A 24,352-nucleotide genomic window follows, 5' to 3' on the forward strand; every position below is an offset into this window, starting at 1 on the left:
CAGCCAGGCTTGGAGCCGCGGCCCTCAGCCCCTCTCTCATATTGCTGCGCAATCTGGGAGGGGGACGCCCCCAGCGCGGCGGGGCGGCCCTTGCGCGGGGGCACTGGCTTCGGCCGCGCCAGTTTCATGCACTGCTGCCAGCACAGTGCAGTTGTTGCCTGAAGCCGTGTCGGCCAGGTTTTACGGCCGTACCAGGCGCAGCGGTTCGCCGATGCGCTCGCGCTCCACATCGGCGCGGTGGAAGGGCAGGGTGTGCCATTCCTTGCGTGAGAACAGGCGCATCTGGTCGTTCGCATGCGGAGACTCGGGGTTGGTCGACTGGCCGTAGGTCAGGATGGCCTGGGCCACCGGGCCACGCGCGTCGAAGGTCACGGTCTGCACATAGCTCGTGCCGTAGTCGATGCGCAGGCCCGCCTGGTTGAGGGGCGCGGGCTCCTGGCGGCCCAGGTTGTTGAGCACGCCCTCGAATTCCTCGCCGCCATGCAGGGCGATGGCCTCCTCGGTGATGGCCGGGCGCTGCACGCTGCCCAGCGGGGCGTCGAGCGCAAAGCCGCTGCTGCGGATGGTGGCGACCGCCTTGTCCAGCGCCTCCCACACCTTGGCGGCCATGGCGGCATCGTCCATCTTCAGCCCCGCTGGCGTGGCCACGGGCTGGGCCGGGTCGAAGGGCACGCGGAACACGCCAGGGATGTTGCGTGCATTGCGCCAGAACTCGCGGAACAGGTGGGCGCCGCGCGCATCGAGGTCATTGCGCAGGTTCCAGCCGCGCAGGGCCGTGCAGGCATCGCGCGATGCGGCGCTGGGCGCCTGGGCGCAGGCGGCCAGCAGGTCCGGCACAGTGACCGAGGCCATGAAGTTGCGGTTCTGGAACAGCTGCTGCTGCATGGCCTGCAGCGTGACCTTGCCCCGGCCCAGCATCTCGGGGATTTCGGCGAGACCGGCGCGGGTGCGCGGGCGGGTCAGGCTGGCATCGCCCACCAGGGGCGAGATCGCGCCGAATGGCTGGGCCGGATGGGTGTAGTAGAAGCTGTCGTTGCTGTTGTGCACCCAGTCGTTGCGAAACGCCACCGGCATGCGGGCCATGGGGATCAGGCCGGGCACGGGCGAGGCGCTGTCGCGGCGCCAGGCGCAGTCGCTGCGGGCGCCGTCCAGCACCACCAGGCCGGCGCTGCCGCGCAGTGCCGCGGCCGGTTTGCTGGGAGCGCAGCGTTCCAGGTCGGCGGCGTTGAGGTCGGGCACCACGCTCACATCGGCATACATCGCGCGGCCCTGGCGGTCGGCCGCCAGCGTGTTCACCCAGGGCAGGCCCAGCGAGGCATGGGCCCGGTGCAGGTCGTCCACCTTGCCGGCCCGGGCAAAGGCCAGGGCGGCGTCCATCATGCGGGTGTTGCCGGTGTTGGCATCGCGCAGGGCGTAGGCGGTCTTGCCGTTCCAGGTGAGGCCGGCGCGCGGCACCACCACCAGCGGGCCCCAGCGGCTGGTCCACACCGTCTGTTCACGGGTCTGCAGCGTGCCATCGGGGCTGCGCACCTGGGCCTTCACCTGGCGCGCCACCATTTTCTCGGGCTTGCCGTCCACCAGGTAGCTGGTCGGCTCGCCGGGCACCAGGGCCAGTTCGTAGAGCGTGAAGCGCTTGCCGGTGGAGACGGTGTGCGACCAGGCCACGTCCTTGTTGAACCCGATGGAGACCATGGGGTAGGTGCCTATGCCCACGCCCATCACGTCCATGCGGCCCGGGATGGTCAGGTGCATCTCGTAGAAGCGGTTGGGCCCGCTCCAGGGGAAGTGCGGGTTGCCCAGCAGCATGCCGCTGCCATTGGCCGTGGTCTCCTTGCCGAAAGCCCAGGCGTTGGAGCCCAGCGGCGAATCGAGCAGGCCCAGCTCGCGCAGGGCCTGGGCGGCATCGGCCAGGTCCACGGCAGGGGCAGCCGCCTGTGCCGCCTTGGGCGCCGGGGGCTGCGCATCCAGCATGCCATCGGCCAGCGCGGCGATGCCGGCCTGCACGGCCACCACCTCGGCCATGCGCCGGTATTCGGGCAGCGTCATGGGCTGCACCCAGGGCTGGCCGTTGCAGGCCTTGGGCAGGCGCCCGGCGTGGTCGGCCAGAAAGCGGTTGTAGCCCGCCACATAGCCGCGTGCCATGGACTGCGCCTCGGTGCTGGTGGCGGACCAGCTGCGCGCCAGCAGTGCATCGTCCATGTGGGCGGCCATGAACAGGTCGATCTGCTCGTTGGGCAGGTAGCGGCGGCCCAGCAGGCCGATGGTCTTGCCGCCGAAGGTGGCGGCGCGCTGCCCGCGCGCCGTGACCAGCTGGTCGGCGGTCATGCAGACATTGTCCTGCGCATAGGCATAGGCCACGCCATAGGCCAGTGACTCGGGGTCGTGCGCGGTGATGTGGGGGATGCCGTAGGTGGTGCGCTCGATGGTCAGGCTGCGGTCGCTGGCCGCAGTGCCTGGAGCGCTGGCGCAGGCGGACAGCAGCAGGGCCGCGGCGGCGGCCGTGGCGGACAGGGCCAGCGTGCGGCCCGTGGGGTAGGTCATTGGGGTCTCCGGGTGTTGTGTTGGCATGGGCATGCAGCCCATGGCGCTTTGCGATCGCGCAGCCATGCTACTGCCCGGTAACATTTGGAGATGGTGGCAGGATGGACGCAAATGGTGGCAAGATGGCCACCATGCCCGCACCCACCTTGCCCCCGCCTGCCCACGTCAACGTCGGCATCCTCTGGGGGCCTGACAGCATTGCGGGCACGGCGGCTGCGGTGGTGGATGTGCTGCGCGCCATGAACACGCTGGCCGCCATGCGCAGCGACAAGGCCCCGCCGCCGATGCGCTGGTGCTGGCTGGCGCTGCCGGGGGAAGCCCAGGGCCTGCCGCCACCCGTGCCGGGCGCCGAGCAGATGGATGGCCCCCTGCACACCATCGTGCTGCCCGGCTGGCTGGCGCCCACGGGGCCGCGGCTGCGTGACATCTGCAGCCGGCATGTGGCGCATTTCGGTCCCTTGCTGCGTGCCCACCTGGCCGGCGGCGGGCAGGTGGCGGGCTTGTTCACCGGCTCGCACCTGCTGGCCGACTGCGGGCTGCTGGCCGGGCGCAAGGTGGCGCTGCCCTGGGTGTTTGCTCCCTCCATCCTGATGCCGGCACCGGGCAGTGGCCAGCAGGGAGTCATGCCCCGGGGCGATTGGCAGCGCAACCAGCCCTGGCAGCGCGATGGCGCCCTGTGGACCACCGCATCGCTGCAGGAGACCACGGCCGCCATGCTGGACCTGCTGTCGTCCACCCCCATGGCCGAGCTGGCGCAGGCCGCCTCACCGGTGCTGCGCTTTGACCCGCAGCGCCAGCTGACCGCCCCCGCCGGCATGGAGACGCCCACCGGCAGCCCCATGGTCGCGGGTGCACTGGAGCAGGCGCGGCGCTGGCTGCAGGCGCACCGCAGCGAGCCCTACAGCCTGCAGGCCACGGCGCGTGCCGCGTCGACTAGCCCGCGCACACTGTTGCGCTGGTTTGCGCAGGAGCATGGCCAGACGCCGCAGGACTACCTGCACGGCCTGCGCGTGGCCCAGGCCCAGGCGCTGCTGCAGACCACCTACCTCACCGTGGAAGACGTGGCCCAGCAATGCGGCTATGGCGACGCGGGCAGTTTTCGCAAGGTCTTCGTGCGCCTGTGCGGCGTGACGCCAGGCGCCTGGCGCCAGCGTTTTCGGCTGCGCACCACGCGCAAGCAATGGCAGGGGGCCGGGGAGGCACCGGTGCCAAAAGGCCGTTGAGGGCGGCTCAGGCCTGGGTGTCCAGCAGCGCCATGATGCGCTCCCAGTGGGGCAGGTCCACCGGCGTGATGGACAAGCGGCTGCCTTTTTGCAGCACGCGCAGGTCGGCCAGCTCGGGGTGCTGGCGCAGCTCCGGCAGGCCCAGGAGGCGCGTCTTGCGCAGGGCCTGCACATCGAGCAACAGCCAGCGCGGCGCATCGGGTGGCGACTTGGGGTCGTGGTAGGGCGAGGCCGGGTCGAACTGGGTGGGGTCGGCGCGCGTGCCCGAGGCCACGCGCGCGATGCCGACGATGCCGGGCTCGGCGCAACTGGAGTGGTAGAACAGCACGCCGTCACCGACCTGCATGCCGTCGCGCATGAAGTTGCGTGCCTGGTAGTTGCGCACGCCGGTCCAGGGCACGGTGGCACCGGGCGCGGCCAGGGCGTCGTCGATGGAGCATTCCTCGGGCTCGGACTTCATGAGCCAGTGGCGGGGGGTGGCGCTGGAGGGGGGTGTCATGGCACCATTCTGGCAAAGAGACTGTTCGACCGCAAAACATGTGAGGGGGAAATGCGCTGCCGCCTGCGAGGGGCGCGGCGCTGCACGCCATGGCTGAAGAATCCAAGAGCAAGAAAAGCAATGGCCCAGGCCCCTGGGTGCTGGTGCTGTTCGGCATGCCGTTTGCGGCCGTGGGCCTGGGCCTGCTGCTGCTGAGCGTGCTGCCCACGCTGTACGACTGGACCACCATGCAGGGCTGGCAGCCCGTGCAGGCCACGCTGGTCTCGGCCGAGACGGTTGCCAGCCGGGGCAGCAAGTCCACCACCTACAGCGTCAAGGCCGAGTACCGCTACCGCGTGGCGGGGCAGGAGTACACCGGGCGCCGCGTGGCCATCAACTCGGGCAGCGACAACGTAGGCGAGTTCCACCAGGAACTGGGAGCCCGGCTGGAGGCAGCCCAGCGCACTGGCACGCCGGTAGAGGCCTGGGTGGACCCTGCCGATCCCACCAAGGCCGTGCTCGACAGAAGCTTGCGGACCGGGCTGCTGGCCTTCAAGCTGGTGTTCTCGCTGGTGTTTGGCGGGGCCGGGATCGGCATCATCGTCTTCGCGCTGCGCTTTTGGTTCGCGCGCACCCAGGGCGCTCCCACCTCGGGGCCGGCCTGGGAGGCACGCCCCTGGGAGTCGCGCGCGGCCTGGAAGGACAACCGCATCCGGGCGCAGCGGCACATCGGGGTCTGGGTGCTCTGCGCCCTGGCGGTTCTGTGGAATCTGGTGGCGCTACCCATGGCCTTCTCCGTGGTGCCGCGCGCGCTGGCCCGTGGCGACCACCTGGCGGCAGGCATCCTGGTGCTGGTCCCGCTGGTCGGCCTGGTGCTGCTGGCCTGGGCCGCACGCAGCGCCTTCCATGCACGGCGCTATGGCGATGCACGGCTGGAGCTGGACCCGTTTCCGGGCTCCATCGGCGGGCATTTCGGCGCCACGCTGGCGGTGCCCGTGGCCTACAGCTCAGGACTGCGCTTTCTGGCCACCCTGCAATGCGTGGAGCACACGCGCACCCGCTCGGGCGGCAAGACCAGCTATGAAAGCCGCACGCTGTGGCAGGTGCGCGGCCTGGCCCAGGTGGAGGCGCAGGGCGAGGGCGTGCGGTTGGCCATGCGCTTTGACGTGCCGGCGCACCTGCCTGCCTCGGAAGATCCGGGCAGCGAGTACCACCGCTGGGGGCTGCAGGTCACCAGCGTGCCGGGCAGCGCGGGCGACAACCTGGCCCCGGGTTTTGAACGCAGCTTCGACGTGCCGGTCTACATCACCAACCAGAAGTCCGTCTGGCTGCGCCACGATGCGGCCGAGCACCCGCAACTGGGCGAGGTGGCCCAGGCCGGTGATGCCGCAGACGTGTCCGACGTGGAGCAGGTGCCCGGCGGCGTGCGCCTGTATTTTCCCTATGGGCGGCGCTGGAAGACCATGTTGGCGCTGCTCGTGTTCGGCGCCATTTTTGCTGGTGGGGGCGTGCTGATGTGGACCAACGCGGCGCCGCTGCCGTTCACGCTGATCTTCGGCGGCATCGGCTGGCTGGTGGTGCTGGGGGCGCTCTACGGCCTGTGCAACAGCCTCACGGTGCGCCTGGACCGCCAGGGCATCCACTCCGAGCGGCGCCTGCTGGGACTGGTGCGCTGGGAAAGCACCGCCACGGCCAGCGAAGTGGCGCGCCTGGAGCTCAAGGAAAGCTACTCCACCACCACAGGCGGCCACAAGGAGACCTACTACCGCCTGCAGGCCGCACTGACCAGCGGCAAGGCCATCACCGTGGCCGACAGCCTGCGCGGCAAGGCTGCGGCGCAGCAACTGCTGTCGTCGCTGTGCCGGCAGACCGGCTACACCAAGGGCTCTCCGCCCGGTTGAGTCATCCGGCCTTGCGGAAAGTGAGGTTGATGCGACAAGCACCCGTCAGCGGGTGCTCGGCCTCGGCCAGCGGCATCACCCCGTGGTAGCGCAGCCGCGCCGGGCCGCCCCAGACCACCACGTCGCCATGCACCAGGGGAATGCGCTGCGCTTTGTCGGCCCGGGCATCGCCACCAAACAGGAACACGGCGGGAAGGCCCAGCGACACCGACACGATGGGGTGCCCGTGGTCGCGCTCGTCCTTGTCCTGGTGCAGCGAGAGGCGGGCGCCGGGGGCATAGCGGTTGATGAGGCAGGCATCGGGCGCGAAGCCGGCAAAGCCCGCGGCCTCGGCCGCAGTGCGCGCCAGGGTGGCGAACACGGCAGGCAGGGGTGGCCAGGGGCGTCCGCTGAGCGGGTCGGCCCGGCCGTAGCGGTAGCCGCTGCGGTCGGAGATCCAGCCCAGCGGGCCGCTGTTGGTCATGGCCACCGACATGCGCTGGCCTCCCGGTGTCTCCAGGTGGCGGAAGGGGGCGTGGGCGGCGATGCCGTCCACCGCCTGCAGCAGGGCGGGTGCCCCATCCAGCGCAAAGCCGCGCAGCAGCACCGCCCCGGGTGCCAGGGCCTCCCGGGTGCCGGCCTGCTGCTGCAGCAGTGCGGCCTCTTCGTCCGCGGCAAAGAGATTCAGGGTCATGTCGCGTCGTGGAAGATGATGCCCGCCGTGTGCCGCACGCCCGAGCGCAGCCGGCTCACGCCGTGGCGCATGTTCACGCGGTAGGGGCCGCGCGTGCCGTTCACGGGGCGGTGGTGCACGGCGAACACCACCGCATCGCCCTGGCGCAGCGGCACCACCTCGGCCCGTGACTGCATGCGCGGGCGCTGTTCGGTCAGCACGAACTCGCCGCCCGTGAAGTCGCGCCCGGGCTCCGACAGCAATATGGCCACCTGCAGCGGGAACACATGCTCGCCATACAGGTCCTGGTGCAGGCAGTTGTAGTCGCCCGCCTGGTACTGCAGCAAGAGCGGCGTGGGCCGCAACTGGCCGGCCGCATGGCAGCGCGCAATGAAATCGGCATGCGCGGCCGGGTACTGCACGGCGATGCCCATCACCTGGTTCCAGCGGTTGGCCAGTGGGTAGAGGTGTGGGTACAGCGCCTCGCGCAGCCCGGCCACCAGGGGCGGCAGCGGGTAGCTGAAATACTGGTACTCGCCCTGGCCGAAGCCGTGGCGCGCCATCACCACGCGGCTGCGAAAGCGGCCACCGTCCGCGTACAGGCCTGCGAGGGCCTGGCATTCCCCCGCGCTGAGCAGCGCCGGCAGAATGGCCGCGCCCTCGGCATTCAGGCCCTCCGTGGCGGCCACCCAGTCGATGGCACCCGCGCGTGCAGCCCAGTCCGTGGTGTGTTCAGGAAGACGGGCGTTCATGCAGGCTGCCCCTGGGCTTGGCGGTGTTCACGGTCCAGCAGGGCCTGCTTGCGCTCCACGCCCCAGCGGTAGCCCGACAGGGCACCGTCGTTGCGCACCACGCGGTGGCAGGGAATGGCCACGGCCAGCGCATTGGCCGCGCAGGCCCGGGCCACGGCGCGGGCCGCGCTGGGCGTGCCGATGCGCTCGGCGATCTCGGCGTAGCTCGCCGTCTCGCCAGCCGGTATCGCCTGCAGCGCCTGCCACACGCGCTGCTGGAAGGCCGTGCCTTGCACGTCGAGCGGCAGGTCCAGGCCCAGGCCCGGTGCCTCGACAAAGGCCACGACCCGGGCCACCAGGGCATCGAAGCCGCGGTCGTCACCCACCAGTTGCGCCTGGGGAAAGCGGTCCTGCAGGTCCTGGAGCAGGGCCTGGGCATCGTCCCCCAGCAAAATGGCGCACACGCCGCGCCCGCTTTGCGCCACCAGGATGGCGCCCAGCGAGCACTGCGCAATGGCAAAGCGGATGGTGACCTGCCTGCCGCCCGCCTGGTAGCGCGTGGGCGTCATGCCCAGCACCCCGTCGGCTTCTTCATAGAAGCGGCTGGTGGCGTTGTAGCCCGCGTTGAAGATCGCATCGGTCACGCTGCCGGCCTCTGGCGCGGCCAGTTCGCTGCGCACGCGCTGCGCGCGCCGGGCCGTGCCATAGGCCTTGGGCGTGAGGCCGGTGGCCTGCTTGAAGATGCGGTGGAAGTGGTGGGCGCTCAGCCCCACGCGGGCGGCCAGTTCGTCCAGCGTGGGCGGCGTGTCGGCCGCCTCGATGATGCGGCAGGCCTCGGTGACCAGGGCCGCATGGTGCGCCACGGGCGATGCCTGGCCGGGCTTGCAGCGCTTGCAGGGGCGAAAACCGGCGCGTTCGGCGTCGGCGATGCTGTCGTGGAAGCGCACGTTCTCGGGCAGGGCCGGACGCGCCGCGCAGCTCGGGCGGCAGTAGACCCCGGTGGTCTGCACCGAGTAGTAGAAGCGGCCGTCGGCCGAGGCGTCGCGCGCGCGCACCGCCGCCCAGCGCGGGTCGGCCAGGGTGGCGGCGGCCTGGGCGGCCTTGGCGCTGGCTTTGGGCGGGCGGGTGGTGGGCATGCTGCTGTGGGCGAACGCGGTGGTGGTGTTCATGGTGGCCTCGCAAAGGTGTTGGAGATGGCCTCACTGTAGAAATGGACCGCCTTGCACGCACCCCGAAGCTTGCTTTTGAATTCTGCACTTTTGGCGACCGCCCTGGGGCCGTCAGGGATCCGGCACAAAGGGGCGAGGCCGGCGCAGCCCTGTGCCGCCCCAGCGCCTGGCGTCCTCGCCGGGTATCGCCAGCGGGTTGTTCTGCGGCTCCGACAGGGGCGCCAGCAGGGCCACCAGATCGGCCTCGCTGAATTTCACGGCGCCTTCCTCGTCGTGCCCCAGCACGCCCTGGGCCAGGGCCGCCTTGCGCGCCTGCAGTTCCAGCATGCGCTCCTCGATGCTGCCTTGCACCACCAGCTTGTAGACGAAGACCGGCTGCTCCTGCCCGATGCGGTGGGCACGGGCCGTGGCCTGCTCCTCCACGGCCGGGTTCCACCAGGGGTCCACATGGACCACGGTGTCTGCGGCAGTGAGGTTCAGGCCCACGCCGCCGGCCTTGAGGCTCACGAGCAGGATGGGCGGGCTGGCTTCGTCCTGCGCCTGGAAGCGTTGCACCACCGCGCCGCGCTGGCCCGGCGGTGTCTGGCCCGTGAGGGACAAGAAGGGCAGCGCCAGCGCCTGCAACTGCTCGGCCACCAGCTCCAGCATCTCGGTGAACTGCGAGAACACCAGCACGCGCCGGCCCTCGGCCACCAGGGCGGGCAGCATGTCGGCCAGCAGCTCGAGTTTGGCGCGCTCCACGCCGGCCGCAGTTTTGCTGCCCTTGACCAGGCGCGGGTCACAGCACACCTGGCGCAGCTTGAGCAGGGCATCGAGGATGGTGATCTGCGCGCCGTCGAAGCTCTCGCGTTCCAGCACCCGGCGCACCTGCTTGTCGACCGTGGTGCGCACGGCCTCGTACAGTTCGCGCTGCTTGCCCTGCAGCTGCACATGCTGGATCACCTCGGTGCGCGGGGGCAGTTCGGTGGCCACGTCCTGCTTGCGCCGGCGCAGGATGAAGGGGCGCACGCGCTGCGAGAGCAACTGGGCGCGCAGGGTCTCGCCGTTTTCCTCGATGGGCTTGCGCCAGCGCGCGTTGAAGCCGCGCAGATCGCCCAGAAAGCCGGGCATGAGAAAGTCGAACTGCGCCCAGAGCTCGCCCAGGTGGTTTTCCAGCGGCGTGCCGGTCAGGCACAGCAGGTGCGGGGCCTGCAGGCGGCGCAGCGCGCGGGCACTGCGGCTGCCGGCGTTCTTGACCATCTGCGCCTCGTCCAGGATGAGCAGGTGAAAGGCCTGAGCGGCCAACGCCTCCACATCGCGCCAGAGCAGGGGGTAGGTGGTCAGCACCAGGTCGTGGTCGGCGATCTCGGCAAATGCCTTGCCCCGCTCCGGCCCGTGCAGGGCCAGCACGCGCAGGCCCGGGGCCATGCGCCGCGCCTCGGCCTGCCAGTTGAACAGCAGCGAGGTGGGCAGCACCACCAGGGCGGGGCGGGTAAGGCGCCCGGCCTCCTTTTCCACCAGGATATGGGCCAGGGCCTGCGCGGTCTTGCCCAGGCCCATGTCGTCGGCCAGGATGCCGCCCAGCCCTTGCGCGCGCAGGTACTGCAGCCAGGCCAGGCCTTCGCGCTGGTAGGGGCGCAGCTGCACCTGCAGGCCCTCAGGCGCGGGCACCGGCTCGGGCGTGCCGATGGCCTTCAGGCGTTTGGCCAGTTGCGACAGGCCGATATCGCCCTGCAGCTGCCAGTCGTTGGCGGCGTCCACACGGTGCGCCTGCACCAGGCCGGCGCGCAGGGCTTCGAGCCGGCGCAGCTCCCAGGCGCCCAGGCGCAGCGGGTCCCCGTCCTTGTGCTGGTTGCGCTCGGGGTCGGTGATCAGGTCCACCATGGCGCCCACGATGGCCTTGAGCGGGCCGGCAGGCGCATCGATGCGCCGCCCGCCGGGGGCGCGCAGCGAAATGATCTCCAGATCGTCGATGCGCGCCATGCGCCGCGCGATGAGCCAGCGCGCATCGCGCCTGAGCAGGTCGGCCAGCATGGGCGCCAGGTCCAGCGTCTCGCCGTCGATCTCGATGCCCAGGCTCAGCAGCCAGGCGCCTTCGCGCGCGGGCAGCTGCAGCTTCTGCACCGGGCGCTCGCGGGGACCGACCGGCCCGGCCAGCTCCTTGCCCAGCACCTCGCCGGTGTCGGGGGCGATGACCAGCTTCCAGCGCTGCACGGGCACGCTTTCGTGCGCAAAGCCGGGCCGCACCACCACGCTCCAGCCCTGGGCCGCAAGCTGCGGCACCTGCTCGGCCCAGAAGTCGCCGAAGAAGGCCTCCTGCGCCAGCGTCCACACCGGCCCCAGGCTGGCGCCGGCATCGCGGTTGCGCCACTGCAGGGTGCGTGCGTCCAGCGGCTGCAGGCCCAGTTCCCAGACCCGGTCCATGGCGTCGGACTCGGCCGCCAGGTCGCGCTGCATGCGCACCACGGGGCCGCCGGTGTCGTACAGGTCCACCAGCGGCGCAGGGCGCGAGTTGAGGATAGAGGTGGGCGCCGGCGCCTGCCAGGCGATGGCGGCCTGGGGCGTGTCCTCCAGCCGGTAGGTCCAGTCGATCTGCACCAGCGTCACGCTGTCGCCGCGCGGGCCCATCTTGCCCTGGGGCTTGAGGCCCAGTAGCCCCTCGCCCCGGCCCAAGGTCATGAGGGTGATGCGGGGCTGGAAATGGCCGGCGGCGATGCCCGGGGGCAAGGCCGGGCGTTGCGGGGATGGGGGGGCTTCATTGCCATCGCCCCGCATCAGCCCCATCACGCGCGCGGCCTCGGCGTCGGTCAGCGGGGGCAGGGCCTTGAGCGCATCGGCCCCGGCCTGGCGGCGCAGGGCGGCCACCCAGGCGGCGATCACCGCCTGGCGGTCGGAGCGCGGAGGGCCGGGTTCTGCGGAATGGGAGGGTGGGTCACCGGGGCGTGTCACAGGGCGGTGATTGTGCCCGCAACGCTACCCGAGCACGGGCACGGCGTAGTGCATCACGGACGCGTCCGATCCGCCCTGGTAGGCGGGCCCGTAGATCTCCAGGTCGGCACCGCCGCTGTGGCGCTGTTCGGACCCCGCCAGCCAGTTGGCGTAGATGTAGTTCACCGTGTGGTTCAGGTTCTCCGGGGCGCCCCGGTGCTCGAAGCTGGCGTAGCGGGCCGCGGGCACTTCGAAGTGCACCATGCCTTCGGGCAAGGTGCCCGCGTGCGAGACCTCGATGGCGGCGTGGTAGAGCAGCAGGTCGGAGTCGCTCGCCGTCTGGCTCACCACGCCGTAGCAGACCCCGGGCACCCGGTGCGCAATCTCCGCCAGCCGGGGCATGAAGCTCGCCCACAGCGGGGGCAGCTTCTGGCCCAGGTTGTCCTTGTCCGAATCTGCCCCATAGAAATGGGTGGCCAGGCCCACCAGCTGCAGCGGCGGGCGCTCGCGGATGTCCGGGGTGAGCGACAGATTGCGGTCCAGCTGGCGCAGGTAGTCTTCATCGAACTGCACCTTCTTGACGAAGAGGCTGCGCCTGCCGAACTTGCGGTACTGGTTGGGCGTGAGCGCAAAGCAGGCCTTGAAGGCGCGCGTGAAGCTCTCCTGCGTGTCGTAGCCGGCCGCCAGCGCGATGTCCAGGATGCCCAGGCGCGTATGGAGCAACTGGTCCAGCGCCTTGGCGAAGCGCCGGGAGCGGATATAGGTCTTCAAGGTCTCGTTGGTCAAGGCCTTGAAGATGCGCTGGAAGTGCCACTGGCTCAACCCGGCGGCCTGCGCCACGTCCGACAGGGCAATGTCGGTCTCGAGGTGCGCTTCGATGAAATCGATGCCGCGCTGGATGCGGTGCAGGTAGAACATGCTGGGCTGCCCGTGCAGTGTTTCATGCTTGATGGCACAAATAAAAAGAACGGATTTTTGGTCCTGGTAAGGTGCAAACCACAGCGATACCGGGAGTATCGCGAGGATTTGCAACGCGGCCAGGGCCGAAAAGACGACTTTTTATGTGCCAGATAGCGTGAAACGCTGCACCAAATTCAGGGGGTGTCGTAGAAGCCGGTCATCGTGAGCAGCTTGCCTTGGCCGTTGAAGTGGCCGAAGCTTACGCCCTCGCCCAGCACCGCGCCATCGGCGCCCACCATCTTCCACTGTGCCATGCAGTGCTGGTGGTGGCTTGCAAAGCGCTCGGTCACGAAGTAGGCGCCGGGCAGCTGCTGGTGAAAGCCCTGCATGGTCTCTGCCAGCGCCTCCCAACCCGAGGCCACGCCCAGCGGGTCGGTGTAGGTGCAGTGTGGATCCAGACTGGCGGCAAACAGGGCCTGCTTCTCAGTGGCGGTGGGGGCCTTCCACGAGGCGACATAGGTCTCCCAGGTGGTTTGCAATGTGTGGTCCATGAAGGTGCTCCTTGGGTGGATTGGAGCTGCCGATGGTGCCGATCGCCGAACGCCGGTTTTGATATTTTGTGCTTATTCGACGGGTCTATTTCGCGCCCTGTGCAGCAGGCTCCGTGGCCGCCGTCCGCGGCCGGCTGCCCTGCAGGTTCATCGCGGCTGCGGCCAGCAAAATGGCGGCGGCGCCCAGCCACTGCGCGGGCTGCAGCCGGTGACTAAAGGCGATGAAGTCCACGGCAATGGCCACCACCGGGTAGATGAAGGACAGCGCGCCCTGCAGGTAGGTGGGCAGCTTTTGCACCGCGCCATAGAGCAGGATGTACATGATGCCGGTGTGCACGACGCCCACGGTGACCAGCAGCAGCCAGGTGCGCGGCTCCCGCGGCAGGTCGCCGAAGTGGGCGAACGGCGCCAGCATGAGCACGCCCACGCAGACCTGCACCAGCGCGATCAGGTGCGGCGGCGTGCCCGTGAGCCGCTTGGCGATGACCGAGGCCACGGCCCAGAAGAAGGCCGCGCCCAGCGCCATGCCAATGCCCAGCGCATAGTTGCTGCCGGCAAAGCTGGCGCCCGGCCGCGCCTGCACGATGAGCAGCATGCCGCCAAAGGCCAGTGCCAGCCAGCCGATCTTGGGCAGGGTGATGCGCTCGCCAAACAGCAGGGCGCCGAAGGCCACCAGCATGAAGGGCTGGGTGTTGTAGACCGCCGTGGCGATCGAGATCGAGGCATGCGAGTAGGCGCCGAACAGCAGCAGCCAGTTGGTCACGATGGCCACGCCGCCGAGCGCCGCCCATGCCGCCTGACGCCATGTGAGCACGCCGCGCAGGATGCCCATGGCCGCGCACACCAGGGCCAGGGTGGCCGCGCCGAAGGCGCAGCGCCAGAACACCACGTCCAGGGCCGGCAGGCCCGATTGCACGACGAACCAACCTATCGTGCCCGAAATGGCCATGGCACCGCCCATCTCCAGCGTGCCCTGCGTCTTCTTGTCCATCACCGTTCCACCTTGTATTCCGATGCACTGAGTGTAGAAAAATGGCGCTGCCGGGTGAATGGTCAAAACAAGTCGATTGCTCAGATAGTCCTCATAATCGAAGGCATGGCTTGAATCCGGAGTAATTTTCCATGGACTTGGTCGATCAATCCATTTTGTCTGTGCTGCATGCGGATGCGCGCACCTCGCTCAAGTTGCTGGCCGAGCGCGTGGGCCTGTCGGCGCCCAGCGTGTCCGAGCGGCTGCGCCGGCTGGAGGAGCGTGGGGTGATCCGCGCCTTCACGCTCGATATCGAGCCCAGGGCCCTGGGCTACCAGCTGCAGGCCATCGTGCGCATCAAGCCGCTGCCGGGGCAGTTGGCCGCCGTGGAGCAACTGGTACGCGACACGCCCGAGTTCTGCGAATGCGACAAGGTGACGGGCGACGATTGCTTCATCGCGCGGGTCTATGTGCGCTCGATCGAGCAGCTCGACAGCGTGCTCGACCGCATCGCCGACAAGGCCGAGACCAGCACCGCGGTGGTCAAGGCACAGACCATACGGCGCCGGCCACCGCCGTTCACGCCGGGGTAGAAGCAGTCAGCGGCCCAGCACCTTCGCAAACAGCTCGTTGCGAAAGTGGATGCCCATGCGCGCGAAGGCGCGGTTGCGGTAGGTCTTGACCGTGGGCACGCCCAGGCCCAGGTCGGCCGCGATGCCCTCGTGCGTCATGCCCTGCAGCACGCGGGCGCAGACGTCGAGTTCGCGGTCCGTCAGGTCGGGCTGCAGGCGCAGCAGGCGCTCGCGCAGCGCGGGCACCCCCTGGGGGAGGGCTGCCAGGGCGGGCAGCACGGCAGGCTCTGTGCTCTCTTCCGGCAGCAGTGGCACGGCCTGCGGGCGTGCCAGCGCAATGTGCTTGCGCGCCAGGGCCAGCAGCACCGGGGCCAGGGCCTCGAAATCGCTGATCTGCCCGTCGCGGAACGCTGCCTGGTGCTGGTGGCGGTAGAAGTTGACGGCGAAGACCGAGCCATCGCTCTCGTAGTCGACCACCGAGACGCGCTCGGCCACGCCGTGCGCCTCGTACACGCGCGCGCGGTGCTCGCCCTCGACCTCGCTTGCCGCCACATGGCACAGGCGGGTCAGCGGCTCGGCGGGCATGTCCTCGAAGGAGCGGCCCCAGGTGCGGTCCTGGCGGTACGGCCCTGACAGGTAGGCCCACCAGCAGTCCTGCGTGGTGTCGGGCACGCCGCGGCTGGCCGACATGAACAGGGTGGGCTTGCAGCGCTGGCCTGTGCGGTACACCGACCACGAGGCCGCCGGCAGCACGGGGGCCAGTTCCTCCAGCAAACCGCCGGCAAAGCCGGGCTCGCCCAGGCGCTGCACCATGCCCGCCACGGCCAGGCTACCGTGGCCTTGCGCTGCAGGGGGAGAAGAGGGAAGCCATTGCCTCATGGGGTGGGGGTGTGGGAGATCCGTGTCATCGCGCTGTCATCCTCAGGGATGACAGGCCCCGGACACAACCGGATTTACGCTAGGTTCATAACTAATTTTGCCGTGAAGAACCGCCCATGCCCGAGCTGTCCACCCTGCCCGAACCCCGCCTGAAATTCTTTGCCGACCTGCGCGTGCAGGTGGGCGTGCCCCAGGAAGTGGGCCACACCGCCCATGGCTTGCGGCGGCTGATCCCCATCACCGGCGGCACGGCAACGGGCGAGGGCTGGACGGCCCGGGTGCTGCCCGGCGGCGCTGACTTCCAGCTCATCGTGAACGAGCGGCTTTCCGAGCTCGATGCCCGCTATGTGCTGGAGACCGATGGCGGCGATTTCATCTACGTGCAGAACCGCGCCGTGCGCTCGGGTCCGCCCGAGCTGATCGCGCGCCTGGTGCGCGGCGAGCCGGTGGACCCGGGGCAGATCTATTTCCGCTGCAGCCCGAGTTTCGAGACCGCCTCGCCCGCGCTGGCCTGGATCGCCGAGCGCATGTTCGTGGGCTCCGGCGCGCGCTACCCCGATGCCGTGGCCATGCGCTTCTTCGAGCTGGCCTGAGATTTTTTCCCTTTCCCCGACTTTCCTCACAAGAACCACTGGAGACAAGCATGACGAACAAGACTTCCACCACCCCCGCTCGGCGCGCATTGCTGGCCGCTGCAGTCGTGGCAGGCCTGGCGCCTTGGGCTGCAGCCCAGGCCCAGAATGCCGCCGCCGGCTACCCAGGCAAGCCCGTGCGCATCATCGTGGGCTTTCCGGCCGGCACGGGGCCGGACATCGTGGCGCGGCTGCTGGCGCAAAAGCTCTCCGAGGCATGGGGCAACCAGGGCGTGATCGTGGACAACAAGCCCGGCGCGGGCGGGTTGATCGCCGCCACCGAGGCAGCACGCGCCCAGCCCGACGGCTACACCCTGATGCTGGGCGAGACCGGCCAGCTGAGCATTGCCCCGAGCAGCTACAGCAAGCTGCCGTATGCGCCGCAAAAGGACTTCGTGGCGGTGAGCCAGGTGGTCACCTCGGACTTCGTGCTGCTGGTCAACCCGCAGAAGGTACCGGCGCGCAACGTCAAGGACTTCGTCGAATGGACCAAGCAGCAGAAGGGCCTGTTCCTGGCCACCTTCGGTGCGGGCACGCCAGGGCACTTCGGCGCCTTCATGTTCGGTGATGCGGTGCAGCTCAAGCCCGAGCCCGTGCACTACAAGAACACAACCGACGCGCTGGGCGGCCTGTTCAGCGGCGACGTGCAGGGCGTATTCGCCAGCGTCGGGCTGGCCGCCCCCAATGTGAAGGCCGGCAAGCTGGCCGCCCTGGGCAGCACCGGTGCCACGCGCACCAATGCGCTGCCCGAGGTGCCCACCATCAAGGAGCAGGGCTACGCCAACCTGGAATTCTCGTCCTGGTTCGGCATCGTGGCGCCCGCCAAGACCCCGCCCGAGATCGTGGCCAAGCTCAGCGCTGACATCGTCAAGGCCGTGCAGTCGCCCGAAGGCAAGGCCAAGATGGAAGAGGCCGGTTTCCGCGTCACGGGCACCGGCTCGCAGGAATTCACCAAGGTCATCGCCGCCGACACGGTGACCTGGGGCAAGGCCGTTGCCGCCACGGGCTTCAAGGCCGATTGAGCCGGGCAGAACCCCACCGAGAACCACGACAACACCCAAGGAGACACACCATGCCATCCACTTCCCTGCGCACGCGTGCCGTGCGCCGCGCAGCGCTGCCCGCCGCCGTGCTGCTGCCCATCGCCCTGGCCGCCTGCGGCGGCAGCAACGACGGCCCCGTCTGGCCGCCGGCCAACGGCGCCTATGCAGCGGCCTGTACCGACCTGGTGGCCAGCGCCAAGCTGGCGGCCACCACATTGGCGACCAGCTATGTGCCGCCCGACACCAAGCGCCCGGGCGGCGCGGCCACGGGCGCCTTCCTGCCGGGCCACTGTGTGGTCACGGGCAGCATCAACCCGCGCGTCGGGGTGGATGGCAAGAACTACGCCATCGGCTTTCAACTGAGCCTGCCGGACAACTGGAATGGCCGCTTCCTGTTCATCGGCGGTGGCGGCAACGACGGCATCCTGCGCGACACCTCGCTGAGCTCCAGCATCTCGGGCGGCACGCCCTCGCCGCTGGGCCAGGGCTTTGCCGTGGTGTCCACCGACGCGGGGCACAGCGGCACCACCGCGAGCTTCGGCGCCGACCCGCAGGCACGCACCGACCATGCCTACAACTCCTACGACAAGACAGCCGTGGCCTCCAAGTCGCTGATCGCCACGCACTACGGCCGCAAGCCCGACCGCTCGTACTTCTCGGGCTGCTCGGGCGGCGGGCGCCAGGGCATGGTGTTCTCGCAGCGCTTTCCGGACTATTTCGACGCCATCACGGCGGGCGCCCCCGCCATGCGCGTATCGAGTGGTGCCACGGTGGCCGCGATGTGGAACACCATTGCCTTCAATGCCATCGCGCCACAGGACGCTGCGGGCAACCGCATCCTTTCGCAGGCCTTCAGCAATGCCGATCTGAACCTGGTGGCCGGTGCAGTGAAGTCCTCGTGCGATGCGGCCGATGGGGTGGTGGACGGCATGGTCAACAACACCAAGGCCTGCAACTTCAACCCTGCAGTGCTGCAATGCAGTGGCGCCAAGGGGGCCGACTGCCTGTCCTCTGCCCAAGTGGGCGCGCTCACCAAGGTATTCGGCGGCCCGCGCAACTCGGCCGGACAGGCGCTGTATGCCGGCCAGCCCTGGGACCCGGGCCTGGCCGCGCCCGGCTGGCGCGCCTGGACGCTGGGCAGCTCGACCACGGCCACGTCCGATGCACGCTACATCACGCTGATGGTGGATGCGCTCATCAACGAGTTCTTCACGCCGCCGGACCTCACGTTCAACCCGCTGGCCTTCAATTTCGACACCGACCCGGCGCGCATGGCGGCCTACTCGGCGATCTATGACACCTATGCGGACGACAAGCTCACGGCTTACCGCCAGCGCGGCGGCAAGCTGCTGTTCATCCACGGCATGTCGGACCCGATCTTCTCGGCCAAGGACACGGTGGACTACTACGAACGGCTCGCGGCCAACAACGGGGGCATGGCCACGACGCAGGGCTTTGCACGCACCTTCCTGGTGCCCGGCATGAACCACTGCTCGGGTGGCCCGGCCACGGACAGCTTCGACTCGATCCAGACCATGGTCGACTGGGTGGAAAAGGGCATTGCGCCCGACACCATTGCTGCGAAGGCGCTGCCCACCCAGGCGGACTACCCGAACCGCACCCGGCCGCTGTGCGCCTACCCGAAGTTCGCCAAGTACAAGGGATCGGGCAGCGTGGAGGATGCTGCAAACTTCACTTGTGCAGCGGAGTGAATCGGATCAACCTTTGGTGGCAGGGGCGGGCAGCTGGAGCTGCGCCTCCTGCACCACGCGGATGCAGTCGCGCATGTGCTGCTCGCCCAGGTAGCGCAGCGTGGCATAGCCGATGGCGGCAGACACCGCCTGCCCGGCGATGGGCACGTACTTGGCCAGTTGCTTGGTGGTCAAGCGCACGCCCACGGTGCGGGCGGCGCGCAGCACCAGTTCCTGGGTGATGAGCTTGCCGATCAGCACCGAGCCGACCAGGGCCACGGCCTTTTGCACCTTTTCGCGTTTCTCGGGGTCGAGCTGGTCCAGCTGCTGGGCCGACAGGCCGAACTCCGAGCTGATCTGCGGCAACAGGCGCGACAGGAGGGCCGCGTCCACGGCCCAGTCCAGGCCCGGTACGGGAACGGTGCTGGCGGCAGCGGCCACCAGGGCGCGGCGGTGCAGCAGGCGCCGGCTGCGCTGAACGGCAGCAGCCATGGCAGGGTCATCGGCAGCCATTTGTCGGGCAGTGGGCATCGGTCACATCCTCATGGTCGGGTTTGACGTGATCTGGGGCCACATGGCGCCAGCGCAACCAGCCGGTGCTCAATTTTTCTTGATCAGCCCGTAGATGAACAGCAGCACGATGGACCCCAGGATGGAGGCGATCCAGCCCGCCGCGTCGCCCTGCTGGTACCAGCCCATGGCCACGCCCACATAGCTGGCCAGGAACGAGCCCGCCACGCCCAGCAGGGCGGTCATGATCCAGCCCATGGAGTCGTTTCCGGGTTTGATGGCGCGCGCAATGAAGCCCACGACCAGTCCGATCAGCAGCGTTCCTATCAGTGAGAACATGGTGTTTGTCGCTTTGTGTGAAAGGTGAAAGAAGGAATGGCCCGACTGTAGCCGGGTGCTGGACCTCCGTCTGTCGGACAGCATGCATTGGATCCACCGCTCGCAGTTGTTGACATTGTTCCCGGCCGTGTAGGACGGGTCGCACAAGGGCGTGCGCGCGCCGCTGATCACGGCCGGCCCGGGGCGTGGCTAGAGTCAGGGAAATGCCCAGAACCAGCCCAAAGGAGCACGCCATGCACGAACCCTGGATCCCCTCCATGCGCCCCATGTCCTTGCTGGCGGCCATCGCACTGGTTGCCGGGGTGCTGGCGGCGTCGCCATCGCAGGTACTGGCCCAGGGGGACGAGGCCTCGCTGCAGCGCGGGGCCGTGGCCGACATGACGCCACAGCAGCGCTACAACACGGCGATCCGTGAGGCCGGCGGCGGCATGAAGGTCGCGCTGGAGGAGTGCCGTGCGCAAGCAGGTGCCGAGCGGCGCTCCTGCGAAGCCCAGGCCCGGGCCCGCTACCAGGCCGATATGGCGGCCGCCAAGGAATTCCTGCGCAACCCGAACGCCCGGCCGGTGAATGTGACGGGCGGGCCCATCCGCAGCACCGAAAGCACCTACGTGGTCAAACCATGAGCGCACAAAGCAAAAGCGCGCCCGGGGCGCGCTTGGTGGTGCCTGTCGCCGGTGGTGCGGCTTACTTGGCCGCGGCGGTGCTCGTCTCGACAGCCGTGGCTGCGGGCGTGACGCGGCGGGCGCCATCGAAGCGGCGCTGCCAGTAGGTCTGGCGCATGTCTTCCACCCGGACTTCCGATCCACTGCGAGGAGAGTGAATGAATTTGCCGTCGCCCACATAAATGCCCACGTGGCTGAACGCCCGGCGCATGGTGTTGAAGAACACCAGGTCACCCGGCTGCAGTTCCTTCTTGTCGATCACCGTGGTGGTGGCCGCCTGCTGGTCGGCCCGGCGGGGCAGCAAAAGCCCGACCGTCTGCTCGTAGATCGCACGGACGAAACCGCTGCAGTCGAAGCCAGTCTCGGCACTGTTGCCGCCGCGCTTGTAGCGCACGCCAAGGAATCCCATGGCATTGCCCACGAGGTCGGACGCCTTGTCCGCCACCGTGTGGGCCTTGTCGGCCACGGTGTGCTGCATATCCCTGAGCTGGGACAAGAGACCCTTGTCCATCAGGATTTTTTCCATGTCATCCGCCTTGTCGGTGGATGGTGCAGCCTGTGCGCTGACAGCGCAAGCCAGGAGGAGGGTGCAAAACCATTTGGACATGGGGGCGAAGGGTACCACGCTAAATTGCCTGTTTTGTGAGGGAAGTCACGTATGCCTTCATGTGAGGGCTGGACTTGCCTGCGCCGCTCCCTTATACCAATGGGTTGCATGGAACCCAGGTCCACCAAGGCTGACATGTATCTGACATCGAAAAGCCGCGTTGCTGCGCGTGCCGTGGGGTTTCTTGCTCTTTTTTCCATAGCGGGTGCGGGGTCAGGAGCTGCCCATGCGCAGGCCGCTGCGCCCGCACCACCTGCTGTCACCTTGGCGTCAGTGGCCACCGGCCTGGTGAATCCCTGGGCCGTGGCCTTCCTGCCCGAAGGCCGCTTCCTGGTCACCGAGCGGCCCGGCCGCATGCGGGTGATCGAAGCCAATGGCCAGTTGGGGCCCGCCCTGGCTGGTCTGCCCAGCATTGCTGCCGGAGGGCAGGGCGGCCTGCTGGACGTGGTGACCGACGCCGACTTTGCCAGGAACCGGCGCATCTTCTTTTGCTATTCGGAGCCCGGCGCTGCCGGCACGTCGGATAACAGCACGGCCGTGGCACGCGCCACCCTCGCGCCCGACAACCGTTCGCTGCAGGATGTGAAGGTCATCTTCAGCCAGAAACCCAAGGTGGCGAGCAACTTGCACTTCGGCTGCCGTATCGTGCAGGCCCCTGACGGCAACCTGTTCCTGGCGCTGGGCGAGCGCTACCACCGCAAGGACGACGCGCAAAAGCTCGACAACCACCACGGCAAGATCGTGCGCATCACGGCCGATGGCGCGGCACCGGCCGACAACCCGTTCCGCGAGCGCGCTGGTGCCTTGCCCGAGATCTGGAGCTATGGCCACCGCAACGCCCAGGGCGCGACGCTGGCGCCCGACGGCAAGCTGTGGATGCACGAGCACGGCCCCCAAGGCGGCGACGAGATCAACCTGCCCCAGCCGGGCCGCAACTACGGCTGGCCGGTGATCACCTACGGCGAGAACTACGGTGGTGGCAAGGTGGGCGAGGGCACGGCCAAGGCCGGCATGGAGCAGCCGCTGCACTACTGGGTGCCCTCCATCGCGCCTTCGGGCATGGCCTTCCTGACCAGCGACCGCTATGGCGCCGCCTGGCGCGGCAGCCTGTTCGTGGGCTCGCTCAAGTTCGGCAAGCTGCACCGGCTTGAGGTAGCGGGCGGCAAGGTGCAGCGTGAAGAAAAGCTGCTGCCGAACAACAACGAGCGCATCCGCGACGTGCGCCAGGGCCCCGACGGCTTTCTTTACCTGGTCACCGACAGCCCCCAGGGGCGGCTGCTGCGGCTGGCACCGGCCAGCTGAAGCTGCTGCCGGGCGGCGGGGCTGCGACAATCGGGCATTCCCATTGAATTCCCGTACCGCCCATGCTGCTCGACGCCTCCGAATCCCAACTCGTCCTGGTGGACTACCAGGAACGCCTGATGCCCGCCATTGCCGATGGCGCTGCCGTGCTAGCCAATGCGCGCCGCCTGGCGCAGATCGCGCAGTTGCTCGAGGTGCCGGTCTGGGGCACGGAGCAGAACCCCTCGCGCCTGGGCGCCAACGATGCGGTCCTGCGCGCGCTGTGCCAGCGCACGCTGGCCAAGATGCATTTCAGCGCCGCCGAAGAAGGCCTGGGCGAGTGGCTGCGCCCCCCTGCCAAGCCCCAGCAGGGCGGCAATGCGCGCAGCCTGCCGCGCCACCTGCAAAAGCCCGCCCAGCAGGCGCCCGAGCGCGGCACCATCGTGATCGCCGGCTGCGAGGCCCATGTCTGTCTGCTGCAGACCGCGCTGGACCTGATCGAGGACGAGTTCGAGGTCTGGGTCGTGACCGACGCCTGCGGTTCGCGCACCGACCGCAACCGCGATGCCGCTTTCGACCGCCTGGCCGGCGCGGGGGCCGAGCTGGTGACCACCGAGATGGTGGCCTTCGAGTGGCTGGGCAGCTGCGAGCACCCCGATTTCAAGGATGTGCTGGCGCTGATCAAGTAAGCGGCGGGGCGGCCGCTGCCAGGGCAGCCTGCAGCGCCTGCCGGGTGCGGTCATCGGCCGGCAGCAGGTGGTCCATGCGCAGCGAATCCAGCGCCACGTCCAGCGGCGACGCCAGTGTGGTGAAGGCCGACATGAAGGCCAGGATGCCGGCGCTGGAGCGCAACTGCATCAGCAGCACCGGCCCTTGTGGGGCGGGTGCCGGCCTCGCCGGTGAAGGTGAGGAGCCCATGCCGGGCAAGGCGCGCAGGCGCGCTGCCAGCGCGGGGTTGAACACCGCCTCGGCCTGCGCCCGCTGGCGCACGGCCTGTGCCACCTCGGGGCCGTTGACTGCACAGGCCAGCAGGCCGCCGGGCAGGAGCAGCATCTCCAGCAGGTTCAGCGGCATGCCATCGGCCACAGCCGGCGGGGTGTAGCCGATGAGCCGCATCAGCGCGGGAACCGCCGCGTTCGTTTCCAGCACGTTCCACCCCGCATCGAGCAGCATGGTGGGTGCCGGCTCGTGGGCGCGCAAGAAGTCGCGCAGGCTGGTGCGCACGGCCAGCAGGCCCTCGTCCTCCCAGCCGCGGCTGGGATAGTGCGGCGCAAATCCGGCTGCCAGCAGGGCCTGGTTGCGCTCGGCCAGCGGCGTGCGCAGGGCATCGAGCAGCGCCAGCAGCATGGCCCGGCTGGGCAGGGCCTTGCCGGTTTCCAGGCAGCTCAGGTGGCGCTGCGACACACCGGTGTGCAGGGCCAGGGCCATCTGGCTCAGGCGCTGGCGCTCGCGCAAGCCCCTGAGCAAGGGGCCTATCGGCAGTGCGGAACTGACCGCAGGAGATGGGGAGGCAATGGCGCTGTCCATGCGCCATGGTGGCACACAATGGTTATTGTCGTTATGACCTGGGAGGTGATTGCGACGATGATCGAGCATGCGCAAGATGCGGGCTCATTCATCTGAGGGAGTTTCCATGACGCCATCCATCACCACCGCCAGCGCATCCCGCCAGGCCATCGCCACCGCAGAGGCCTGGCAGGCCATGGCCGCGCAGCGCGACTTCGCACCCGCTGCGGCGCTGCTGCACCCCGACGCCGTGCTGCACTCGCCGCTGGACCACCAGATCCTGGTGGGCCGCCAGCAGGTCGCCGGCATCCTGGGCATGGCTTTCGGCATGTACAGCCGGTTCTCCTATGGCCAGCCCCTGTGGAGCCAGGAGGGCCACCAGCTCGCGCTGCCATTCGAGGGACAGATGGGGCCGCATGCCGCACGCGGGGTGGACCTGCTCACCCTGGATGGCGAGGGGCGCGTGACGGCCCTCGAGATCTTCCTGCGCCCGCTGGCCGTGGTCAGCTACCTGGCAGGGCAGGTGGCCCGTCTGCAGCCTGCGTGAGGCCTGTGTGGGGGATGGGACCTCAGGCCCCGTGCACGGGGCATCCACCAGAGCCCACCC

At 69.1% G+C, this 24,352-nt stretch carries 24 protein-coding genes; 10 read left to right on the forward strand and 14 right to left on the reverse strand.

From position 1 onward, the window contains the following. Nucleotides 1–180: 180 nt before the first annotated feature. Nucleotides 181–2,541 carry a penicillin acylase family protein gene (locus tag HNP48_RS05600; protein WP_184855898.1) on the reverse strand — a complete coding sequence of 787 codons (2,361 nt, stop codon included), beginning with the start codon at nt 2,539–2,541 and terminating at the stop codon, nt 181–183. 131 nt (nt 2,542–2,672) lie between these two features. Between HNP48_RS05600 and HNP48_RS05605 the strand changes: the two genes are divergently transcribed. Next, a complete protein-coding gene (locus HNP48_RS05605; protein WP_260420103.1) occupies nt 2,673–3,764 on the forward strand; it encodes a GlxA family transcriptional regulator in 1,092 nt (363 codons plus the stop codon). Between the two features lie 7 nt (nt 3,765–3,771). Here HNP48_RS05605 and HNP48_RS05610 read toward each other — a convergent pair whose 3' ends face one another. Further along, nucleotides 3,772–4,263: an EVE domain-containing protein gene (locus HNP48_RS05610; RefSeq protein WP_184855900.1), complete on the reverse strand. Its 492-nt coding sequence runs from the start codon at nt 4,261–4,263 to the stop codon at nt 3,772–3,774. Nucleotides 4,264–4,352: 89 nt separating this feature from the next. Here HNP48_RS05610 and HNP48_RS05615 point away from each other — a divergent pair, with 89 nt between their 5' ends. Then, nucleotides 4,353–6,143 carry a DUF3592 domain-containing protein gene (locus tag HNP48_RS05615; RefSeq protein ID WP_184855901.1) on the forward strand — a complete coding sequence of 597 codons (1,791 nt, stop codon included), beginning with the start codon at nt 4,353–4,355 and terminating at the stop codon, nt 6,141–6,143. Nucleotide 6,144: 1 nt separating this feature from the next. Here HNP48_RS05615 and alkB read toward each other — a convergent pair whose 3' ends face one another. From alkB to HNP48_RS05650, 7 genes are all read right to left on the reverse strand, one after another. Then, on the reverse strand, nt 6,145–6,816 hold the full coding sequence (gene alkB / locus HNP48_RS05620) for a DNA oxidative demethylase AlkB (RefSeq protein ID WP_184855902.1): 672 nt from the start codon (nt 6,814–6,816) through the stop codon (nt 6,145–6,147). Continuing rightward, the gene (locus HNP48_RS05625; RefSeq protein ID WP_184855903.1) at nt 6,813–7,547 is read right to left on the reverse strand and encodes a 2OG-Fe(II) oxygenase; all 735 of its coding nucleotides are present in this window, start codon (nt 7,545–7,547) and stop codon (nt 6,813–6,815) included. Before HNP48_RS05625 ends, alkB begins: the two co-directional genes overlap by 4 nt. Beyond that, complete coding sequence (ada, locus tag HNP48_RS05630) at nt 7,544–8,695, reverse strand: bifunctional DNA-binding transcriptional regulator/O6-methylguanine-DNA methyltransferase Ada (RefSeq protein ID WP_260420104.1); 1,152 nt, start codon at nt 8,693–8,695, stop codon at nt 7,544–7,546. Before ada ends, HNP48_RS05625 begins: the two co-directional genes overlap by 4 nt. Nucleotides 8,696–8,806: 111 nt before the next feature. After that, nucleotides 8,807–11,623, reverse strand: coding sequence for a DEAD/DEAH box helicase (locus HNP48_RS05635; protein ID WP_184855904.1), 2,817 nt, complete (start codon nt 11,621–11,623; stop codon nt 8,807–8,809). Between the two features lie 24 nt (nt 11,624–11,647). Next, complete coding sequence (locus HNP48_RS05640; protein ID WP_184855905.1) at nt 11,648–12,520, reverse strand: helix-turn-helix domain-containing protein; 873 nt, start codon at nt 12,518–12,520, stop codon at nt 11,648–11,650. Nucleotides 12,521–12,696: 176 nt separating this feature from the next. Then, complete coding sequence (locus HNP48_RS05645; RefSeq protein ID WP_184855906.1) at nt 12,697–13,053, reverse strand: nuclear transport factor 2 family protein; 357 nt, start codon at nt 13,051–13,053, stop codon at nt 12,697–12,699. A gap of 85 nt (nt 13,054–13,138) precedes the next feature. Next, nucleotides 13,139–14,044, reverse strand: coding sequence for a DMT family transporter (locus tag HNP48_RS05650; protein ID WP_184855907.1), 906 nt, complete (start codon nt 14,042–14,044; stop codon nt 13,139–13,141). A 131-nt stretch (nt 14,045–14,175) separates the two neighbouring features. On the opposite strand from HNP48_RS05650, the gene HNP48_RS05655 reads away from it, so the two are divergent. Further along, nucleotides 14,176–14,616, forward strand: coding sequence for an Lrp/AsnC family transcriptional regulator (locus tag HNP48_RS05655; protein ID WP_184855908.1), 441 nt, complete (start codon nt 14,176–14,178; stop codon nt 14,614–14,616). A 6-nt stretch (nt 14,617–14,622) separates the two neighbouring features. Here the strand turns inward: HNP48_RS05655 and HNP48_RS05660 are convergent, their stop codons facing one another. Beyond that, on the reverse strand, nt 14,623–15,474 hold the full coding sequence (locus HNP48_RS05660; protein ID WP_184855909.1) for a helix-turn-helix transcriptional regulator: 852 nt from the start codon (nt 15,472–15,474) through the stop codon (nt 14,623–14,625). Between the two features lie 116 nt (nt 15,475–15,590). Here HNP48_RS05660 and HNP48_RS05665 point away from each other — a divergent pair, with 116 nt between their 5' ends. Genes HNP48_RS05665 through HNP48_RS05675 form a run of 3 tightly spaced genes read left to right on the forward strand, consistent with a single transcriptional unit; the run spans nt 15,591 to nt 18,861 of the window. Beyond that, nucleotides 15,591–16,067 carry a DUF3237 domain-containing protein gene (locus HNP48_RS05665; RefSeq protein WP_184855910.1) on the forward strand — a complete coding sequence of 159 codons (477 nt, stop codon included), beginning with the start codon at nt 15,591–15,593 and terminating at the stop codon, nt 16,065–16,067. Nucleotides 16,068–16,117: 50 nt separating this feature from the next. Further along, nucleotides 16,118–17,128 (forward strand): tripartite tricarboxylate transporter substrate binding protein, encoded by a 1,011-nt coding sequence (locus tag HNP48_RS05670; protein ID WP_184855911.1) that lies wholly within the window; start codon nt 16,118–16,120, stop codon nt 17,126–17,128. A gap of 50 nt (nt 17,129–17,178) precedes the next feature. Further along, nucleotides 17,179–18,861, forward strand: a complete 1,683-nt coding sequence (locus HNP48_RS05675; RefSeq protein ID WP_184855912.1) for a tannase/feruloyl esterase family alpha/beta hydrolase — start codon at nt 17,179–17,181, stop codon at nt 18,859–18,861. A gap of 6 nt (nt 18,862–18,867) precedes the next feature. Here the strand turns inward: HNP48_RS05675 and HNP48_RS05680 are convergent, their stop codons facing one another. Further along, entirely contained in the window at nt 18,868–19,371 is a 504-nt protein-coding gene (locus HNP48_RS05680; RefSeq protein ID WP_184855913.1) for a hypothetical protein, read from the reverse strand. Between the two features lie 69 nt (nt 19,372–19,440). Continuing rightward, nucleotides 19,441–19,689 carry a GlsB/YeaQ/YmgE family stress response membrane protein gene (locus tag HNP48_RS05685; protein ID WP_184855914.1) on the reverse strand — a complete coding sequence of 83 codons (249 nt, stop codon included), beginning with the start codon at nt 19,687–19,689 and terminating at the stop codon, nt 19,441–19,443. Between the two features lie 233 nt (nt 19,690–19,922). Here HNP48_RS05685 and HNP48_RS05690 point away from each other — a divergent pair, with 233 nt between their 5' ends. Further along, nucleotides 19,923–20,312: a hypothetical protein gene (locus HNP48_RS05690; protein WP_260420105.1), complete on the forward strand. Its 390-nt coding sequence runs from the start codon at nt 19,923–19,925 to the stop codon at nt 20,310–20,312. Nucleotides 20,313–20,373: 61 nt separating this feature from the next. Here the strand turns inward: HNP48_RS05690 and HNP48_RS05695 are convergent, their stop codons facing one another. Continuing rightward, entirely contained in the window at nt 20,374–20,958 is a 585-nt protein-coding gene (locus HNP48_RS05695) for a C40 family peptidase (protein ID WP_184855915.1), read from the reverse strand. Between the two features lie 135 nt (nt 20,959–21,093). Here HNP48_RS05695 and HNP48_RS05700 point away from each other — a divergent pair, with 135 nt between their 5' ends. Both HNP48_RS05700 and HNP48_RS05705 read left to right on the forward strand, forming a co-directional pair. Beyond that, a complete protein-coding gene (locus HNP48_RS05700) occupies nt 21,094–22,260 on the forward strand; it encodes a PQQ-dependent sugar dehydrogenase (RefSeq protein ID WP_260420106.1) in 1,167 nt (388 codons plus the stop codon). 62 nt (nt 22,261–22,322) lie between these two features. Further along, nucleotides 22,323–22,928 carry an isochorismatase family protein gene (locus tag HNP48_RS05705; protein ID WP_184855916.1) on the forward strand — a complete coding sequence of 202 codons (606 nt, stop codon included), beginning with the start codon at nt 22,323–22,325 and terminating at the stop codon, nt 22,926–22,928. Here HNP48_RS05705 and HNP48_RS05710 read toward each other — a convergent pair. Next, nucleotides 22,921–23,781, reverse strand: a complete 861-nt coding sequence (locus tag HNP48_RS05710; RefSeq protein WP_311773805.1) for a helix-turn-helix domain-containing protein — start codon at nt 23,779–23,781, stop codon at nt 22,921–22,923. The two genes, HNP48_RS05705 and HNP48_RS05710, sit on opposite strands and share 8 nt — an antisense overlap. A 91-nt stretch (nt 23,782–23,872) precedes the next feature. Here HNP48_RS05710 and HNP48_RS05715 point away from each other — a divergent pair, with 91 nt between their 5' ends. Continuing rightward, on the forward strand, nt 23,873–24,292 hold the full coding sequence (locus HNP48_RS05715) for a nuclear transport factor 2 family protein (RefSeq protein ID WP_184855917.1): 420 nt from the start codon (nt 23,873–23,875) through the stop codon (nt 24,290–24,292). The last annotated feature ends 60 nt before the right edge of the window (nt 24,293–24,352 follow it).

Source organism: Acidovorax soli (assembly GCF_014207955.1).
GTDB classification, from domain to species: Bacteria; Pseudomonadota; Gammaproteobacteria; order Burkholderiales; family Burkholderiaceae_C; genus Acidovorax; species Acidovorax soli_A.

Bases quoted from the DNA above. Each gene is read 5' to 3' on its own strand.
- HNP48_RS05600 (WP_184855898.1), bottom strand. From the start codon at position 2,541: ATGACCTACCCCACGGGCCGCACGCTGGCCCTGTCCGCCACGGCCGCC.
- HNP48_RS05605 (WP_260420103.1), top strand. From the start codon at position 2,673: ATGCCCGCACCCACCTTGCCCCCGCCTGCCCACGTCAACGTCGGCATC.
- HNP48_RS05610 (WP_184855900.1), bottom strand. From the start codon at position 4,263: ATGACACCCCCCTCCAGCGCCACCCCCCGCCACTGGCTCATGAAGTCC.
- HNP48_RS05615 (WP_184855901.1), top strand. From the start codon at position 4,353: ATGGCTGAAGAATCCAAGAGCAAGAAAAGCAATGGCCCAGGCCCCTGG.
- alkB (WP_184855902.1), bottom strand. From the start codon at position 6,816: ATGACCCTGAATCTCTTTGCCGCGGACGAAGAGGCCGCACTGCTGCAG.
- HNP48_RS05625 (WP_184855903.1), bottom strand. From the start codon at position 7,547: ATGAACGCCCGTCTTCCTGAACACACCACGGACTGGGCTGCACGCGCG.
- ada (WP_260420104.1), bottom strand. From the start codon at position 8,695: ATGAACACCACCACCGCGTTCGCCCACAGCAGCATGCCCACCACCCGC.
- HNP48_RS05640 (WP_184855905.1), bottom strand. From the start codon at position 12,520: ATGTTCTACCTGCACCGCATCCAGCGCGGCATCGATTTCATCGAAGCG.
- HNP48_RS05645 (WP_184855906.1), bottom strand. From the start codon at position 13,053: ATGGACCACACATTGCAAACCACCTGGGAGACCTATGTCGCCTCGTGG.
- HNP48_RS05650 (WP_184855907.1), bottom strand. From the start codon at position 14,044: ATGGACAAGAAGACGCAGGGCACGCTGGAGATGGGCGGTGCCATGGCC.
- HNP48_RS05655 (WP_184855908.1), top strand. From the start codon at position 14,176: ATGGACTTGGTCGATCAATCCATTTTGTCTGTGCTGCATGCGGATGCG.
- HNP48_RS05660 (WP_184855909.1), bottom strand. From the start codon at position 15,474: ATGAGGCAATGGCTTCCCTCTTCTCCCCCTGCAGCGCAAGGCCACGGT.
- HNP48_RS05665 (WP_184855910.1), top strand. From the start codon at position 15,591: ATGCCCGAGCTGTCCACCCTGCCCGAACCCCGCCTGAAATTCTTTGCC.
- HNP48_RS05670 (WP_184855911.1), top strand. From the start codon at position 16,118: ATGACGAACAAGACTTCCACCACCCCCGCTCGGCGCGCATTGCTGGCC.
- HNP48_RS05675 (WP_184855912.1), top strand. From the start codon at position 17,179: ATGCCATCCACTTCCCTGCGCACGCGTGCCGTGCGCCGCGCAGCGCTG.
- HNP48_RS05680 (WP_184855913.1), bottom strand. From the start codon at position 19,371: ATGCCCACTGCCCGACAAATGGCTGCCGATGACCCTGCCATGGCTGCT.
- HNP48_RS05685 (WP_184855914.1), bottom strand. From the start codon at position 19,689: ATGTTCTCACTGATAGGAACGCTGCTGATCGGACTGGTCGTGGGCTTC.
- HNP48_RS05690 (WP_260420105.1), top strand. From the start codon at position 19,923: ATGCACGAACCCTGGATCCCCTCCATGCGCCCCATGTCCTTGCTGGCG.
- HNP48_RS05695 (WP_184855915.1), bottom strand. From the start codon at position 20,958: ATGTCCAAATGGTTTTGCACCCTCCTCCTGGCTTGCGCTGTCAGCGCA.
- HNP48_RS05700 (WP_260420106.1), top strand. From the start codon at position 21,094: ATGTATCTGACATCGAAAAGCCGCGTTGCTGCGCGTGCCGTGGGGTTT.
- HNP48_RS05705 (WP_184855916.1), top strand. From the start codon at position 22,323: ATGCTGCTCGACGCCTCCGAATCCCAACTCGTCCTGGTGGACTACCAG.
- HNP48_RS05715 (WP_184855917.1), top strand. From the start codon at position 23,873: ATGACGCCATCCATCACCACCGCCAGCGCATCCCGCCAGGCCATCGCC.